General features: G+C 69.1%; 12 protein-coding genes and 1 tRNA gene. 4 read left to right on the forward strand and 9 right to left on the reverse strand.

Going from position 1 to position 16,931, the window contains the following annotated elements; translation table 11 throughout:
* Positions 1-6: 6 nt before the first annotated feature.
* Positions 7-744, forward strand: a complete 738-nt coding sequence (locus tag QF027_RS24705; RefSeq protein WP_307077109.1) for a class E sortase — start codon at positions 7-9, stop codon at positions 742-744.
* A gap of 101 nt (positions 745-845) precedes the next feature.
* Here QF027_RS24705 and QF027_RS24710 read toward each other — a convergent pair whose 3' ends face one another.
* The 7 genes from QF027_RS24710 to QF027_RS24740 form a co-directional block, all read right to left on the reverse strand.
* Complete coding sequence (locus QF027_RS24710) at positions 846-1,877, reverse strand: restriction endonuclease (RefSeq protein WP_307077111.1); 1,032 nt, start codon at positions 1,875-1,877, stop codon at positions 846-848.
* 465 nt (positions 1,878-2,342) lie between these two features.
* Complete coding sequence (pknB, locus tag QF027_RS24715; protein ID WP_306978856.1) at positions 2,343-4,340, reverse strand: Stk1 family PASTA domain-containing Ser/Thr kinase; 1,998 nt, start codon at positions 4,338-4,340, stop codon at positions 2,343-2,345.
* A 169-nt stretch (positions 4,341-4,509) separates the two neighbouring features.
* Positions 4,510-5,982, reverse strand: a complete 1,473-nt coding sequence (locus tag QF027_RS24720; protein WP_306978853.1) for a peptidoglycan D,D-transpeptidase FtsI family protein — start codon at positions 5,980-5,982, stop codon at positions 4,510-4,512.
* A complete protein-coding gene (locus QF027_RS24725) occupies positions 5,979-7,433 on the reverse strand; it encodes an FtsW/RodA/SpoVE family cell cycle protein (RefSeq protein WP_306978851.1) in 1,455 nt (484 codons plus the stop codon). The genes QF027_RS24720 and QF027_RS24725 overlap by 4 nt, the downstream gene beginning before the upstream one ends.
* A 27-nt stretch (positions 7,434-7,460) precedes the next feature.
* Entirely contained in the window at positions 7,461-9,026 is a 1,566-nt protein-coding gene (locus QF027_RS24730; protein WP_307082476.1) for a Stp1/IreP family PP2C-type Ser/Thr phosphatase, read from the reverse strand.
* A 98-nt stretch (positions 9,027-9,124) separates the two neighbouring features.
* Positions 9,125-9,637 (reverse strand): FHA domain-containing protein FhaB/FipA, encoded by a 513-nt coding sequence (locus QF027_RS24735; protein WP_037707129.1) that lies wholly within the window; start codon positions 9,635-9,637, stop codon positions 9,125-9,127.
* Between the two features lie 10 nt (positions 9,638-9,647).
* A complete protein-coding gene (locus QF027_RS24740) occupies positions 9,648-10,532 on the reverse strand; it encodes an FhaA domain-containing protein (RefSeq protein ID WP_306978847.1) in 885 nt (294 codons plus the stop codon).
* 468 nt (positions 10,533-11,000) lie between these two features.
* Between QF027_RS24740 and QF027_RS24745 the strand changes: the two genes are divergently transcribed.
* Positions 11,001-11,087, forward strand: a tRNA-Leu gene (locus tag QF027_RS24745).
* 92 nt (positions 11,088-11,179) lie between these two features.
* On the opposite strand, the gene QF027_RS24750 is transcribed toward QF027_RS24745, so the two are convergent.
* On the reverse strand, positions 11,180-13,738 hold the full coding sequence (locus tag QF027_RS24750; RefSeq protein WP_307077113.1) for an ABC transporter permease: 2,559 nt from the start codon (positions 13,736-13,738) through the stop codon (positions 11,180-11,182).
* Positions 13,732-14,610 (reverse strand): ABC transporter ATP-binding protein, encoded by an 879-nt coding sequence (locus QF027_RS24755; RefSeq protein ID WP_307077115.1) that lies wholly within the window; start codon positions 14,608-14,610, stop codon positions 13,732-13,734. Before QF027_RS24755 ends, QF027_RS24750 begins: the two co-directional genes overlap by 7 nt.
* A 257-nt stretch (positions 14,611-14,867) precedes the next feature.
* On the opposite strand from QF027_RS24755, the gene QF027_RS24760 reads away from it, so the two are divergent.
* A complete protein-coding gene (locus tag QF027_RS24760) occupies positions 14,868-16,148 on the forward strand; it encodes a sensor histidine kinase (protein WP_307082478.1) in 1,281 nt (426 codons plus the stop codon).
* Between the two features lie 17 nt (positions 16,149-16,165).
* On the forward strand, positions 16,166-16,780 hold the full coding sequence (locus QF027_RS24765) for a LuxR C-terminal-related transcriptional regulator (protein WP_256122698.1): 615 nt from the start codon (positions 16,166-16,168) through the stop codon (positions 16,778-16,780).
* Positions 16,781-16,931 lie beyond the last annotated feature (151 nt).

Raw genomic sequence — 16,931 nt, forward strand, 5'->3', positions numbered from 1 at the left:
TGACTAGTGGCAGCGACCACCGAGCAAGAGCAGAACACCGGCACCCCAGCGCCGCGTCGCCGCGGCACCGGCCGGATCGCCATGGCGGTCAGCGTCTTCGGTGAACTCCTCATCACCGCGGGCCTGGTGCTCGGCCTGTTCGTCGTCTACTCGCTGTGGTGGACGAACGTCGTCGCGGACCGCGCGGCGGACAAACAGGCCGACAAGGTGCGCGACAGCTGGACCGAGCGGACCACCGGCGGTCCCGGTGCGCTGGACACCAAGAACGGCATCGGCTTCCTGCACGTCCCCGCGATGAAGAACGGCGAGGTCCTGGTCGAGAAGGGCACCTCGACGAAGATCCTCAACGACGGCGTCGCCGGCTACTACACCGACCCCGTCAAGGCCACGCTCCCCACCAGCGGCAAGAAGGGCAACTTCTCCCTCGCCGCCCACCGCGACGGCCACGGCGCGAAGTTCCACAACATCGACAAGATCAAAAAGGGCGACGCGATCGTCTTCGAGACCAAGGACGAGTGGTACGTCTACAAGGCCTACGCCGTTCTCGCCGAGACCTCGAAGTACAACGTCAAGGTCCTCGGCCAGATCCCCAAGGAGTCCGGCAAGAAGAAGGCGGGCCACTACATCACGTTGACGACGTGCACGCCGGTGTACACCTCGCGATACCGGTACGTGGTGTGGGGGGAGCTGGTCCGCACGGAGAAGGTGGACAGTGAGCGGACGTTGCCGAAGGAACTGCGGTGAGGTGACTGAGGTCCTTTGAGGACCTCAGTCACCTAGCATGGCGAAGGCCCGAAGCCGCAACTATCTCTTGCGGCTTCGGGCCTCTTTGCGTCGGGCCGTGCCTACTCCAGGACTTCCAGCGGTTCCCCGGCGCTCCACTGCTCCAGCAGCCCACGGTGTACGACGGTGATCCCGGTCTCGGCGGCGATGTTCAGGGCCTCGGAGGTGAACGGGCAGGTGGCCACGAACAGCGCCACCTCCGCGCCGTGGAGAACCTTGGCAGCCCCGACGAACCTCTGCATGTCGGGGCTGGTGATGTTGAGGTAGGGCGCGAACCTCTTGCACTGGACGACAAGGCGTCGGCCGTCGGGCGTGAGTCCGATGATGTCGACGCCCCGGTCTCCGTGACCGCCCTGTACGACGACGTTGGTGCAGCCGTCCCGGCGCAGCAGCTTGGCGATGTGGTGTTCGAACGTGCGGCCGTTCATGGCGTCCATGGCGGCCATGACTCCGACGGCGGGCCGGTCGTCTCGTACGCCTTCGAGTCGCTGCAGTCGGGTGTGGTGCTGGTGGAGGCGTCGCTCGATGCGCTGGACTCCTGCCCGCAGGGCGATCAGTTCCTTACGGTGCTCGCCTGATGTTTCGATCAGGGCGTTGAACATCGGTACGACGGTCTTGCCGAGGATGTGGGTGATGCGTTGGTCGATGCGGTCGTCGAGGGAGACGGTGTCCGTGTGGACAGAGTTATCCACAGGCTGGGCGCGGGCCAGGTACTCCATGTCCAGGAGGTACACACGCACCTGACGTGCGACTTCGCTGTCGCGGAGGAGCATGGCGACGTTGAGGACGGCTCGGCGGGAGAAGAGAGCGAGCGCCTTGGAACGCGACTGGATCCCACTGGCCCTCTTGAAGAGGGCCAGTGGCGCACCTGTCAGGACCTGGTATCCGTTGGACGCCAGCTCTTCCCGGTGATCCTCGACGCCCGACTCAAGTGTCTTGACTGCGACCTCGAAGTACGCCGCCACCATCGCCGTGGTCACGTGCATCCCGTCCGGCAGCAGTGACAGTGCCTTGACCCTGTCGAGTACGTCCGTGCGTTCCAGGACGCCGTCGCGCAGGGTCTTCGATTCCAGCAGTGCCGATTCGTTGATCACGTACTGCCCTTCCGTGTGTGGTGTGGCCGTGTGGCCAGGGCAGAGATAGAGACCCCGCCCCACCCGATCAACGAGTAGTCACATATGAAGGCACGATCATCGCCACCACCTGGACAGTTCCACCGAGTCGGGCAGTGCGTCGGTGCCTCGGATGCGGTCGGTGGATCGCGCCCTGTCCAGGGCCGCGGTGTCATCGAGAACCTCCAGCGAGGTGGTGGTGACATCGAGTTCGAAGAGACGGGAAAGGCCACGGATCTCCTCCCAGTCACCGGGTGAGCGGGGCTGGAGAGCGGGCTGAGGATGAGCTGTGTTCGAGGCCGGACCAACTCTGCCCCGCGTAGAACGTCTTTGGCCCTTGTGGACGACTGCCCGACATCGCATCGACACCGGCCTGCGGAGGTGGGGACACGACGGAGCCCCGGCCCCTACAAGGGGGCCGGGGCTCTTTCGTGTGGTGCTGTGCGGCTAGCCGTTCCCGCCTCCGAGGAAGCCCCCGCCGTTGTTGCCGCCGTTGTTGTTGCCGCCGCCGACGCTCACGGTGGCCAGGGTGATCGGGGTGTTGCCCGGGTCGTCGACCTCGTTGCCCCCGCCCGGATCCTGCTGGGCCACGAGCGCGGTGTCGCTCGGGTCGCTGCCGTTCGCGAACTGGATTTTGTTGAAGCCGGCGTTGTTGAGGATTTGCCTGGCCTGGGCGACCGTCTGGCCGCGGACGTCCGGGACCTCGGTCTTGTCCTTCGCCTTGCCGATCTGGATGTTGACCGTCGAGTTCTTGTCGACCGGGGTGCCGGCCGTCGGCGAGGTCGCGATGACCTTGCCGATCTGGTTGGTGTCGTCGGTCTCCACGTCGGTGCAGTTGCCCACGAGGTTGTTCAGCTGCATCTGTGCCTTGGCGTCATCACAGGACCGGCCGATGACGTCCGGGACCGTGGACTTCTCCTCGGCCTTGGCGATGGTGAGGGTGATGGTGGACCCCTTCTCCACCTCCGCGCCCAGCTCCGGATTTTGCTTCAGCACCTTGCCCACCTTCTCGGTGGACTCCTCCTGCTTGGTCTTGACGACGAGCCCGTACTTGTCGCTCTCCAGGGTCTCCGTGGCCGTGTCGACATCCTGGCCGAGGACACTGGGCACGGCCACCTTCGGCGCCCCGGTGGACACCACGAGGTTGACGGCGGAGTTCTTGTCGACCTTGGTGCCGCTCGTCGGGGTCGTCTCGCAGATGTTGCCCTTGGCCGTGTTCTCACACGCCTTCTGCGTGACCTCACCGACCTTCAGGTCGACGTTGCCCAGCTGTTTCTCGGCGTCGGCCCGCGACTGGTTGACGACGTTCGGCACGGCCACCTGGTCGTTGCCCGCGCCTCCGTTGCCGCTGAAGATCCACTTGCCGATCAGGATCGCGCCGACGAGCACCAGGATGCCCGCCACCACCAGAAGGATCGTCGAGGTGTTCGACTTCTTCTGGCGGCGCCGGTCGGGGCGGTCGTCGTAGCCGAAGCCGCCGTCGTCCGGGCTCATGGGCGGCAGCATCGTGGTGGCGCCCGCGTCGGCGCGCAGGGCCGTGGTCGGCTGGTCGTCCGGGTAGCCGCCGTAGCCCACCGAGCCCATCGCCGCGGTGGCCGCGACCGGCTGGCCGTCGAGGCAGGCCTCGATGTCGGCGCGCATCTCGTCGGCCGACTGGTAGCGGTAGTTCGGGTCCTTGACCAGGGCCCTGAGGACGATGGCGTCCATCTCGGGCGTGATCTCCGGGTCGAAGACTGACGGGGGCTGCGCCTCCTCGCGTACGTGCTGGTACGCGACGGCCACCGGGGAGTCGCCCACGAAGGGCGGACGGACCGTCAGCAGTTCGTAGAGGAGACAGCCGGTGGAGTAGAGGTCCGACCTCGCGTCGACCTGCTCGCCCTTGGCCTGCTCCGGCGAGAGGTACTGCGCGGTGCCGATGACCGCGGAGGTCTGCGTCATCGTCATGCCGGAGTCGCCCATGGCGCGGGCGATGCCGAAGTCCATCACCTTGACCTGGCCGTTGCGCGTGAGCATCACGTTCGCCGGCTTGATGTCCCGGTGGACGATGCCGCTGCGGTGGGAGTACTCCAGTGCCTGGAGGATCCCGATGGTCATCTCCAGGGAGCGCTCCGGCAGCAGCTTGCGGCCGGAGTGCAGCAACTCGCGCAGCGTGGAGCCGTCGACGTACTCCATGACGATGTACGGGATCGAGACCCCGTCGATGTAGTCCTCGCCCGTGTCGTAGACCGCCACGATCGCGGGATGGTTGAGCGAGGCGGCCGACTGGGCCTCCCGGCGGAACCGGGCCTGGAAGGACGGATCACGCGCGAGGTCCGCGCGCAGCGTCTTCACCGCCACTGTGCGGCCGAGGCGCGTGTCCATGGCGAGGTAGACCTCCGCCATGCCACCACGGCCGAGCACCTGGCCCAGCTCGTACCGGCCGCCGAGGCGACGCGGCTCTTCCATAGCTTCCTACCAGCCCTCTCCGTCGGTCCCGACCGGCACGTGTGTGCGGTCGGAGGCTGCACTCCGGGCCTACCGTACCCGGCTAGCTTTGTGTGACCTGGCCAAGTGCGTCACCTGATACAGGACCGGTATCGCAACGTGCATCGATGTGGAGGTGACGTGAGCGGGGTCACTTCTTGGAGTCGATGACCGCCTCCATGACGCTCTTGGCGATGGGGGCGGCGAGACCGCTGCCGGAGATGTTCTCGCGGACCGCGTTGTCGTCCTGGACGACCACGGCCACGGCGACCGGCGCGCTGTCGCCGACCTTGGCGTACGAGATGAACCAGGCGTACGGGTTCTTGCTGTTGTTCTCGCCGTGCTGGGCGGTACCGGTCTTGCCGCCCACGGTGACGCCCTGGATCTTCGCCGTCGTGCCGGTGCCCTTTTCGACGACCGTCACCATCATCGACTGGAGGATCTGCGCGTTCTCCGCCGACAGCGGCTCGCTCATCTTCTCCGGCTCGGTCTTCTCCAGGGTGTCCAGGTTCGGGGCCTGGAGGGAGTCGACCATGTACGGCTTCATCAGGGTGCCGTTGTTGGCGACGGCCGAGGCGACCATGGCCATCTGGAGCGGGGTCGCGGCGGTGTTGAACTGGCCGATCGAGGAGAGCGCGACCTCGGAGGGCGCCATGTCGTCGGAGAAGACGGAGGCGCTGGAGCGGACCGGCGTGAACTGCTCCTCCGTGAAGCCGAACTTCTTGGCCTCTTCGAGCATCTTGTCGTTGCCGAGGTCGGAGCCGACCTTGCCGAAGACGGTGTTGCAGGAGTACTGGAGCGCCACGCGCAGGGTGGCGTTCTCGCAGGGGATGTTGCCCTCGTTCTTCAGCTGGGTCGTGGTACCGGGCATGGTCCACGGCAGCGGGGAGTCGGTCTGCTCGTCGGCCGACTTGTACAGGCCGTTCTCGAGGGCGGCGGCCGCGGTGACGACCTTGAAGGTGGAGCCGGGCGGGTAGACCTCGCGCAGCGCCCGGTTGAGCGACGGGTCGTCGGGGTTGTTCTTCTTGTCGATCTTCTTCCAGGCCTCGGCGTCGGAGTCGCTGCCGCCGGCGATCGTGGAGGGGTCGTACGACGGGTAGGAGGCCAGCGCCAGGATCTTGCCGGTGGAGGGCTCGATGGCGGCGACCGCGCCCTTGCCGCCCTGCTTCTTCAGACCGTTGTAGGCGGCCTTCTGCGCGGCGGCGCTCAGGGTGGTGACGACGTTGCCGCCCTCCTTCGGCTTGCCGGTGAGCATGTCGAGGGTGTTGCGGAAGAAGAGCCGGTCGTCGTTGCCGGTGAGTATGCCGTCCTCGAGGGCCTCCAGCTGAGTGGCGCCGTAGGACTGCGAGACGAAGCCCGTGACCGGCGCCCACATGGCGCCGTCCTTGTAGGTGCGCTTGTACTTGAAGTCGCCCGACGTCGTCTCCGCGTGACCGGTGATGGCCTTGCCGTCGACGATGATGTCGCCGCGGGGCGTCGCGTACCGCGCGATCAGCACCCGGCGGTTGTCCGGGTCCTCCCTGAGGGTGTCGGCCTTGACGTACTGGAGCCAGTTGTCGCGGATGAGCAGGGCCAGGACCAGGAGGCCGCAGAAGATCGCGATCCGGCGCAGGGGCTTGTTCATGACGGGCGGACCACCTGGGTCATCTCGGCGTCGGGGCTGGGGGCGGGGGCGGGCGCCGGGCGGCGTGCGGTGTCGCTGATTCTGATCAGGATGCCGATCAGGGCCCAGTTGGCGATGACGGAGGAACCGCCGTACGCCAGGAAGGGCATCGTCATACCGGTCAGCGGGATCAGGCCCATCACACCGCCGGCGACCACGAAGACCTGGAGCGCGAAGGCGCCGGAGAGGCCGATGGCGAGCAGCTTGCCGAAGGGGTCGCGGGCGGCGAGGGCGGTGCGTACGCCGCGCTCCACGATCAGGCCGTAGATCAGCAGGATCGCCATGAGGCCGGCCAGGCCCAGCTCCTCGCCGAAGGTGGCGAGGATGAAGTCGGAGTTGGCGGCGAAGCGGATCAGCTCGGAGTGGCCCTGTCCCCAGCCGGTGCCGAGGGTGCCGCCGGAGCCGAAGGCCCACAGGGCCTGCATGGCCTGCTCGGAGTGGACGAGGCCGTCGTTGCTGCCGTTGCGGCTGAGCAGGTACTCGTGCATCGGGTCGAGCCAGGCCTGGACACGGGTCTGGACGTGCGGTTCGAAGCTGGCCACACCGACCGCGCCGGCCGCGGACATCAGCAGACCGAAGACGATCCAGCTGGTCCGCTCGGTGGCGACGTACAGCATGATGATGAACATTCCGAAGAACAGCAGCGACGTACCGAGGTCGGTCTCGAACACCAGGATGAGGATCGAGATCATCCAGACGACGATGATCGGGCCGAGGTCACGGCCGCGCGGCAGGTACAGGCCCATGAAGCGGCGGCTGGCGAGGGCCAGCGCGTCCCGTTTCACCATGAGGTAGCCGGCGAAGAAGATCGCCAGGACGATCTTGGCGAACTCTCCGGGCTGGATGGTGAAGCTGCCGACCTTGATCCAGATCTTGGCGCCGTAGGTGATGTTGGCGCCGAGGCCCGGGACCAGCGGGAGGAGCAGCAGGACCAGCGCGCCGACCATGGAGATGTAGGTGTAGCGCTGCAGGACCCGGTGGTCCTTGAGGAAGATCAGGGCGACGGCGAAGAGGGCGATGCCCATCGCCGTGTAGATCAGCTGGTTGGTGGCCTTGCCGCCGGCCTGGCCGATCTGCTGCAGCAGCTTGGACTGGTCGAGGCGCCAGATCGCGACGAGCCCGAGGCCGTTGAGCAGGGTGGCCAGCGGCAGCATCAGCGGGTCCGCGTACGGCGCGAACTTGCGTACGACGAGATGGGCGACGCCGGCCAGCAGGCCGAGGCCGAGGCCGTAGCTCAGGAGCCCGGCCGGGACCTGGTCGTCGATGGCCAGACCCACGTTGGCGTAGGCGAAGACCGGGATGAGGACGGCGAACACCAGTAGTGCCAGCTCGGTGTTGCGGCGGCTCGGGGCGCCGATCGCGCCGATCGTGGACGTGTGGTGCGTCGACGTGTTCGAAGTACTGCTGCTCATCGTGTGACAGGGCCTCTCACGGCTTGCCTACTGCGTACCGCAGTTCCCGACGACCTGCTTCTCCTCGTCCGAGAGGGTGGGGCCGGGGGTGGGCGTGGGCGCGGTCGGGGATGCGGAAGCGTTCGGGGACGGGGAGGTCGTGCTCGTCGGGGTCGGTGTGGCCTTGGACGTCAGGGAGGACTGAGTGGTTCCCGTGGTGCCGCCGGCCTGGCCCTCGCCCGTCTTGGAGTTCTTCTCGCTCTCCTTGGCCTGCGCCTTGGCCTGCTTCTTGCACGCGGAGGCCTGGACGCCCAGTTCGTCGATCTTCTTCTGGGCCGTCTTCAGGTCGCCCTCGGCGATGGTGCCCTCGACCGACTTCTGCTGGTACGGCGGCAGGTACTTGAGTTCGATCTCGGGGTGGTCCTTGGACACCTTCGAGAGCGAGACCCACGCCAGGTCCTGGCTGATGCCGCGGTACAGCGCCACGTGCTCGTCGTTGACGCCGACGTAGTACTGGGTCTGCGTCCAGCGCCAGCCGCCGTAGAGGCCACCGCCGATGACGGCGAGCGCGAGGACCGAGTAGAACGATCTCTTCAGCCACTTACGGCCCTTGCGGGGCTTGACGAAGTCGTCGTCGGAGTAGTCGCCGAAGCTGCCTGCGGGGATGTAGCCGGTGGTGTCGCTGACCCCTGGCCGGCCGTACTCGCCGCCGTCCTGTCCGTGGCCCTGGCGGCCGAGCCCGGAGGCGCGGCCCGCGGGGGTCTGCATGATGCCGTTGTCGTGCAGCTGGTGCTGGTTCTCGGCGACCGCGCCGACCACGACCGGGGTGTCGGAGAGCTGCCCGGCGAGGGTGTCCCCGGTGTCCAGGTCGAGGACGTCCGCGACGATGACCGTGATGTTGTCGGGGCCACCGCCCCGCAGTGCCAGCTGGATGAGCTCCTGCACGGTCTCCTGGGGGCCCTGGTAGCTGGCGAGGGTGTCCTCGAGCGTCTGGTGGGAGACGACGCCGGACAGACCGTCGGAGCAGATCAGGTAGCGGTCGCCGGCGCGGACCTCACGGATGGAGAGGTCGGGCTCGACGTGTTCGCCGCTGCCCAACGCCCGCATCAGCAGGGAGCGTTGGGGGTGGGTGGTGGCCTCTTCCTCGGTGATGCGGCCTTCGTCGACCAGGCGCTGCACCCAGGTGTGGTCCTGTGTGATCTGCGTGAGCACTCCGTCGCGCAGCAGGTACGCGCGCGAGTCGCCGACGTGCACGAGGCCGAGCCGCTGGCCCGTCCACAGCAGAGCGGTCAGCGTGGTCCCCATGCCTTCGAGCTGGGGGTCCTCCTCGACCATGGAGCGCAGCTGGTCGTTGGCGCGCTGGACGGCCACGCCGAGCGAGGTGAGGACGTCGGAGCCGGGCACGTCGTCGTCGAGGGCGACGATGGTGGAGATGGCCTCGGAGGAGGCGACCTCGCCGGCGGCGGCGCCGCCCATGCCGTCGGCGATGGCGAGCAGGCGGGGCCCGGCGTATCCGGAGTCCTCGTTGCCCTCCCGGATCATGCCTTTGTGCGATCCGGCGGCGAAGCGCAGTGACAGACTCATGCGCACCTCGCCCGTCGGCTCCGGGTACATCCGCACGGTGCCCACCCTCCGGTCGGGAGCGCGCCGGGGCCCGGGGTGGGGGCCCACACCGCGTGCTCGCTCCGCTCGCGCCTATTCATGATGTAGCACTACTTCCGCAGCTCGATGACGGTCTTGCCGATGCGGATCGCCGCGCCCAGCGGAATCGGTGTCGGGGTCGTCAGCCGCGTTCGGTCGAGATACGTGCCGTTGGTGGAGCCCAGGTCCTCGACGATCCACTGGCCGTCGCGGTCCGGGTAGATCCTGGCATGGCGGCTGGAGGCGTAGTCGTCGTCCAGCACGATGGTGCTGTCGTGCGCCCGGCCCAGCGTGATGGTCTGGCCTTGAAGCGCGACCGTGGTACCGGTGAGGGTGCCCTCGGACACGACGAGTTTGGTGGGGGCGTTACGGCGCTGGCGGCCTCCTGCGGCCGGCTGCTGGCGCTGCTGCGGAGGCGCCTGCCGCTGGGCCTGCTGGGCCCGGCCGGCTTCCCGGCGCGAGCCGCGCTGGGTGACACGCGTACCGAACAGGTCGCTGCGGATGACCTGCACGGCCACGATCACGAACAGCCACAGTACGGCCAGGAAACCCAGCCGCATGACCGTGAGGGTCAGCTCTGACATTGCCCCCGCTTCACCCTTCGGCTTGCCGGTAAATGATGGTGGTACTGCCCACGACGATCCGCGAGCCGTCGCGGAGCGTAGCGCGGGTGGTGTGCTGCCCGTCCACCACGATGCCGTTGGTGGACCCGAGATCCTGGATCGTCGAGGGCGTTCCGGTCCGGATCTCACAGTGCCGGCGAGAGACGCCGGGGTCGTCGATCCGCACGTCGGCTTCGGTGCTGCGACCCAGCACCAGCGTTGCGCGGGAGATCTGATGGCGGGTGCCGTTGATCTCGATCCAGTGGCGGGTACGGGAGCCCGGCGCGGGCGCGCCGACCGGGCCGCCGGCGCCGGGGCGCTGGGCCTGGGCCGGCTGCGGATAGCCGTAGCCGCCGGGGGCGCCACGGCCGGGAGGCGGGGCGGACGGCATGGGCGGAGCGCCTGCCGGAGCGGCCGGCGGGTAGCCGTAACCGCCGGCTCCCGCGCCCGGCACGGCGGGCCGGGCGGCCGGAGCCGCGGTTCCGGGGGCCCGCTGGTCGGTGGAGCCGGCGAGCGTACGGCTGCGCACCCGGTACAGACCGGTGTCGAGGTCGTCCGCCTTCTCCAGGTTGACCTTGATCGGGCCCATGAAGGTGTAGCGCTGCTGCTTGGCGTAGTCGCGCACCATGCCGGCGAGCTCGTCGCCGAGCTGGCCCGAGTAGGGGCTGAGCCGCTCGAAGTCCGGCGTGCTCAGCTCCACGATGAAGTCATTGGGTACGACCGTGCGGTCGCGGTTCCAGATGGTGGCGTTGTTGTCGCACTCCCGCTGGAGCGCGCCCGCGATCTCCACGGGCTGCACCTCGGACTTGAACACCTTGGCGAAGGTGCCGTTGACCAGACCTTCGAGACGCTGCTCGAACTTCTTCAGGACTCCCATGAGGCACCTCCTCCGTCCTTGCCGTCCTGGGTACTGCGCTGTGTGCTGCTTACCTGGTACTGCTTGCTGATCGTATCCACGCGCCGGTGAATCGGCTGGTTCCCCCTGTCGGCACTGTCGACAGGTGTCGACGCCTCCGAAGTTCCCTCTGGAGCTCCACTTCGAACTCCGCTGTCGAACTCCTCTGTCAAGGATCGTAGAGGCGGCCGCAGACCAGTGTCCCGCACCTGACTGTGGAGCCCGACCGGCTCCTGGGGAGACGGGCGGTACCGGTACGAGGTTGATACGTGAACAAGCACAGGTTGATACGTGGCCGACGGCAACCGGGTTCGGTGGACCGTTTCCGAACCCGCTGGTGGGCGGCTGCCCCCGGATATGGGATGTGAATCCACCTCCTCCACCGTGCTAATGTTCTGCGTGTCGGAAGGCGCCGCACCGCACGGTGAAGAGCCCGAGGACACACCCAATGCGCGGGTGGCGGAATAGGCAGACGCGCTGGATTCAGGTTCCAGTGCCCGAAAGGGCGTGGGGGTTCAACTCCCCCCTCGCGCACCACTGAAAGCCCCCCAGGTCCTGGACCTGGGGGGCTTTTTGGTGCCTGTCCGAGGGGGCTGGGTGGTGGCACGGCTCACGCTGTGAGGTCGATCTCACTCCCTCGTTCCGGCCAGTTCCACCGTTCTGCGGCGCATCGCCCAGGCGGCCGGGGCGACCGAGAACACCACGGCGAGGACCGCGCAGGCTCCGGTGACCGTGGCGAGCTCCGGCCAGGGGATCCGCATCGGCCCGTGCACCGACAGCAGTCCCAGTGCGCCCCGCATCCCGGCCAGATTGATCGTGGTGACCAGCAGTCCGAGCACCCCGCCCACCGCCACGACCGTCAGCGCCTCGGCGCCGACCACCCGCAGCACCTGTCGGTGGGTGGCCCCGGCCAGGCGGAGGACGGCCAGGTCGCGTACCCGGTCCGAGGCCGCCATGACCATCGTGTTGGCCAGGGAGATCCCGGTGTAGAGCAGGGCGATGCCGAGGACCAGCAGGAAGCCGTACCTGGTGTTCCGGTCGGTCCCGGGGTGGCTCGCCCGCACCCACTGGTCCCTGGTGAGGACGTGCCCGCCCGCCTTGCGCAGTTCGTCGGCCACTACCGCGGGGTCTGCACCGGCGATGAGGGTGACGTCCACGCGGTCGACGTGTGCGCCGGGCGCGTTGGCCGGGGTGACGTAGACGCCGTTGTCACCGGTACCGGTCGTCATGACCGCGGCGATCCGCAGCGACTTCCTGGTGCCGTCACCGAGCCATACGTCCACGGTCTGCCCGACGGTGTGCCGCTCCCACTCCTCGTTGACGATGATCGAGCCGTCGTCGAGATCGCTCACCTTTCCGGCCGCCAGGGGGAGGTCCGCGGTCACGGCGAGCGGCGCGGGCTCGGCGGCACGGGCCTCGGACCTGATGAGGGCCACGCCGTCCTCCAGGACGTAGACGGCGCTCGACGAGGTCGCGGAGGCTGTGATGCCGGGGATCGTGCGGAGCTGCTGGAGCGTCTGCGCGTCGAAGCCTGTGTTCTCGGCGGCGCCGGAGTCTCCGTCGGCGCCTGGATCCTCGGTGGGGTCCTTGCTCTCGGTAGGGCCGGTGTTCCCAGTAGCGCCGTTGCTCGCGGTCAGGCCGGTGTTCCCGGCTGGGACGACCACGAAGTCGGCCGTGGTCCGCTCGCGCGTCTCGGTGGCCTTGGCGTCGTTCAGCGTGGCGGTCGCTCCCAGGAGTGAACCCGTGAGGGCGACGGTGACCAGGACGGGCGCCGCGACGGCTGCCGTACGGCGGACTCCCGCGGCGGCGTTCTCCCTCACCAGCATCCCGCCCGCACCCGGCAGTTGGGCCGGCAGCCAGGCGATGAGCCGGGTCAGCGGACGCACCAGGGCCGGCGCGAGCAGCGCGACCGCGGTGATCAGCAACATCGGACGGCTGACGTAGGTCTTGCGATGCAGCAGCTCGCCCGGGTCGGTGACCAGGGACAGGACCAGGGTCACCACGGCGGCCAGCAGCAGGCCGGCCCCGCACAGCAGGCGACCCCGCGTCATCGCCTTCGCATCCACGGAAGCCTCGCGCAGCGTTTGGGTGGGACCGACGCGGCCGGCCCGCCAGGACGCGGCGATCACACCGAGCAGCGCGACGAGCAGACCTGTCCAAAAGGCCATGTGGTACGGCCACTTGGAGTCGCCTATGGTGAACCAGCCCGGTGCGAGGCCGACGTCGACCGCCCACTCCGCGAGGTGTGGGGCCCCGTACGCACCGACCACACAGCCGGTGGCCGAGGCGAGTACACCCACCAGCAGTGCCTCCGCGCACACCGTCCGGCGGATCTGGCCGGGGGTGGCTCCCGCCGTGCGCAGCAGGCCGAACTCCCGGCGCCGCTGGGCGACCGCGAAGGCGAAGGTGGACGCCACGACGAACACCGACACGAAGGCGGTGACGCCGCCGGCGGTCCCGAACAGGGCGTTCATGGCGGTGAGCGCCTCCCGGTCGCGGTCCGGGTCGGGGTCGGCGAGATGGCGGTCGTTGCCCGTAAGGACGTGGACGGACTCGCCTTCTGCTGCTTGTCGTACGTCGGTCGCGTCTGCCTCCACCACGAGCTGCGTGCTCTCCGGGGACAGCTTGGCGGCGCGCGCATCGGTGTAGAAGACGGGGTTCTCGAAGCCGAGTGAGGAGACGGTGCCGACGACCGTCACGGTGCCGTGGCGGGTGTGCAGCTGCTGGCCCGGGCGCGCCCAGTCGGCGGTGACGACTTCGCCGGGTGTGCGGGGTGCTCGGCCCGCCGTGATCTCGTACGGGGCGAAGGCGGCGGTGGACCAGGGGTGACCGATGAGGCCGCGGGGGACGCCCTCGGTGTGTACCGGGAAGGAGCGGTCCGCGATGACGGTGCCGAGTTTCATCAGCTTGGCCACGGTCGCTTCGGGCACCGCACGTGGGTGGGCGAGCTTGCGTGTTTCACGTGAAACATGGGCGCCGACCGAGGTCGGCACACTCAGGGTGTCCTGGCCCCGGACCACGACCGGTGCCGTGGCGAACCGTTCGGGCCGTCTGTCCGGTGCGTCCAGTGAGGAGGCGAGGGTCAGGCCCATCACGGCGAGCAGGGCGACGCCGAGAGAGAGGGCGACGAAGGTGCCCAAGAAGGTCGACCAGCGGGTGCGGAGAGTGTGGAGGGCGATGGTCAGCACGGTTGGCCCTCCGGGCGGGGCTCGTTTCCGGGTGTGGGGCGGGGTGCGGGAAGGGTGGTCCGCCGGGCCGGTGGTGTGTCCTCCAACTCGGCCAGGTGCGTGGCGATGTCGTGCGTGCCTGCTCCGACGAGCTCGCCGCTGAGCCGGCCGTCGACGAGGAAGACCACGCGGTCGGCATGGGACGCGGCCACCGGGTCGTGGGTGACCATGACCACCGTCTGGCTCTCGCGGTCGACCATGGAGCGCAGCAGGGTCAGTACTTCGCGGCCGGTACGGGAGTCGAGGGCGCCGGTCGGTTCGTCGCCGAAGAGGACCTCGGGGCGGGTGACCAGGGCGCGGGCCAGGGCGACGCGCTGCTGTTGGCCGCCGGACAGCTCGGTGGGCCGGTGCCGGGCCCGCTCACCTAGGCCGACCTGCTGAAGTACCTCGCGGATCCGGGCCCTGGGTACGCGCCGGCCGGCCAGCCTGAGAGGCAGGGCGACGTTCTGCTCGGCGGTGAGCGAGGGCAGCAGATTGAACGCCTGGAAGACGAATCCGACGCGCTCACGCCGCAGCAAGGTCAGTTTGGTCTCGCTGAGCGTCGTGAGCTCGGTGCCGCCCATGGTGACCGAGCCCGAGGTCGGCCGGTCCAGGCCCGCGGCGCACTGCAGCAGGGTCGACTTTCCGGAGCCGGATGGGCCCATGACGGCGGTGAAGGTGCCGCGGGGGAAGGCGAGGGTGACGTCGTCGAGTGCGGTCACGGTGGTGTCGTCGGGGGAGGTGCGTCTGCTGTTCCTGTGGTGTGTCGAGCGGTGTGCCCTGCTGTAGGACATGCCGTATGTCCGGCCGTATGTCCTGCCGACGGATCGCAGGCTGATGGCGTCGGTGGTCATGGGTCCCCCAGTTGTCCGGTGTCGGGGTGCCGGGTGTTGTTCCGGCTGGTGTCGTTTCGTTCCACCGGATCGGTGTCGTCGCCACCGGATCCGGTGGGCTCCACGAAACCGTTCGCAGGTGCCTCGGCGCAGTGCGGCGGGACCGAGTCCTGGGGTAGGGCCGGCCATACCCCCACTCCTCCGTCCAGGGCCATGGCGCCGTCCCGCGCCGCGCTTCTACCGTGATCCGCATGCATCCTCGGAATGTGTGGCAGGCCATGTCCCGGCCGGGTTTTCTGCTGTCGGTGTGGCCCTGGCGCGCGGTCGCCTATCTGCTGACCGGTGCGGTGGCCGGCGTGGTCGCGCTGGTGGGGACCGTGACGCTGGCCGTGGTCGGCGGGGCGCTCACCGCCGTACTTGTGGGGCTGCCGTTGCTCGTCATGCTGGCGCTGTCCGGTGTCGTGGTCGCCCGGCTGGAGCGGCGACGACTGCGCCTGGTCGACGTGGACCCGGTGTCCGATCCGCATTGGGCGCCCGCCGTCACGGGGCTGTGGGCCTGGCTGACGACGCGGCTGAAGGAGCAGGCGACCTGGCGTGAGTTCGGGTACACCCTGCTGTTCGCCGGGCTGCTCTGGCCGGTCGACGCCCTCGCGATCACGGTCGCCCTGCTCTGTCCGGTCTCCATGGCCGCCACCCCGCTGCTGATGGCCACGGTCGGGGACGGGCGGGAGACGAAGGTGCTCAAGCAGTGGGCGGTCACCACGTGGCCCGCGGCCTTCGGGGTGGCCCTGCTCGGGCTCGTGCTCCTGGCGTTGGGCCTGTACGCGCTGGGGGTCGTGGCGGGCGCCCGGGCCGGGCTGACGCGGCTGCTGATCGCCTCGCGTGTCGGCGAGCTGGATGCCAGGGTGGTCGAACTGAGCCGTTCACGCGCGCGGTTGGTGGACGCCTTCGAGGCGGAACGCAGGCGCATCGAACGCGATCTGCACGACGGCGCCCAAGAGCGCCTGGTCGCCCTGACGATGACCCTGGGTCTCGCCCGTCTCGACGCCCCGGCCGGGCCGCTCGCCGACCAGCTCGCCAAGGCCCACGACGAGGCGGGCAAGGCCCTCGCCGAACTGCGCGAACTCATCCACGGCATCCACCCGAAGGTCCTGGCGGACTACGGCCTCGGGGCCGCCGTGGCCGACGCCGCCGACCGTTCCGTGGTCCCCGTCGACGTGGAGCTCCCGCTGCCGGGACGGTTCGAGCAGGCCGTGGAGGCGGCCGCGTACTTCGTGGTCTGCGAGGCACTCGCCAACATCGCCAAGCACAGCGGGGCCGGCCGCGCCCAGGTGAGCGGCGGGTACACGGGCGGGCGCCTGGTCCTCGAGGTGCGCGACGACGGCCGCGGCGGCGCCGACGCCTCGGCGGGCAGCGGGCTGACCGGACTCGCGGACCGGGTGTCGGTCCTGGATGGCAGACTCTCCCTGTCCAGCCCGCCGGGCGGACCGACCCTGTTGCGTGTGGAGTTCCCTTGCGAGGTGACCGAGTTGAGCGAGCCGGCCGATCGCTTCGCGTAGTCCTGGCCGAGGACAGTGTGCTGCTGCGCGAGGGACTCATAGGCCTGCTGGGCCGCTGCGGTCACGAGGTCGTCGCGGCCGTCGGCGACGCGCAGGCGCTGATCGCGGCGGTCGAGGAGCACGGCCCGGACATCGTGGTCACCGACGTCCGCATGCCGCCCGGCTTCCAGGACGAGGGCCTGCACGCGGCGGTCCGCCTCCGGGAGAGCCGCCCCGCCCTGCCGGTGCTGGTGCTCAGCCAGTACGTACAGCGGACGTACGCCTCCGAGCTCCTCGACTCCGGTGACGGCACGGGCGTCGGCTATCTGCTCAAGGACCGTGTCGGCCAGGTCGAGGAGTTCGTCGACGCGCTGTCCGAGGTCGCGGACGGCGGCACGGTCGTGGACCCCGAGGTCGTACGGCAGCTGCTGCGCCGACGCCGTGATCCGCTGGAGCGGCTCACCCCGCGCGAGCGGGAGGTGCTGGCGCTGATAGCGGAGGGCAAGTCCAACGGGGCCATCGCGCGGGAGCTGGTGGTGTCGGAAGCGGCTGTGGGCAAGCACATCGGGGGAATCCTGACGAAGCTGGATCTGCCGCCGGCGGACGAGACGCATCGACGGGTGCTGGCGGTGCTCGCGTATTTGCGGGCGTGACCCTCGTCTGCGGCGCTCTGGGCCTACGCCTGGCCGAGGTCGGTGGGGCTTCTATAGCTGCTTCCATAGCTGCGGCATGCGTGCGGCATGCGTGCGGCACAGGGCTTCGGCCTTCGCTGGGCCACGCCCCGGTGAATCCCCGTCGGGGCGT

It is taken from the genome of Streptomyces canus, from assembly GCF_030816965.1.
Classification (GTDB): domain Bacteria; phylum Actinomycetota; class Actinomycetes; order Streptomycetales; family Streptomycetaceae; genus Streptomyces; species Streptomyces canus_E.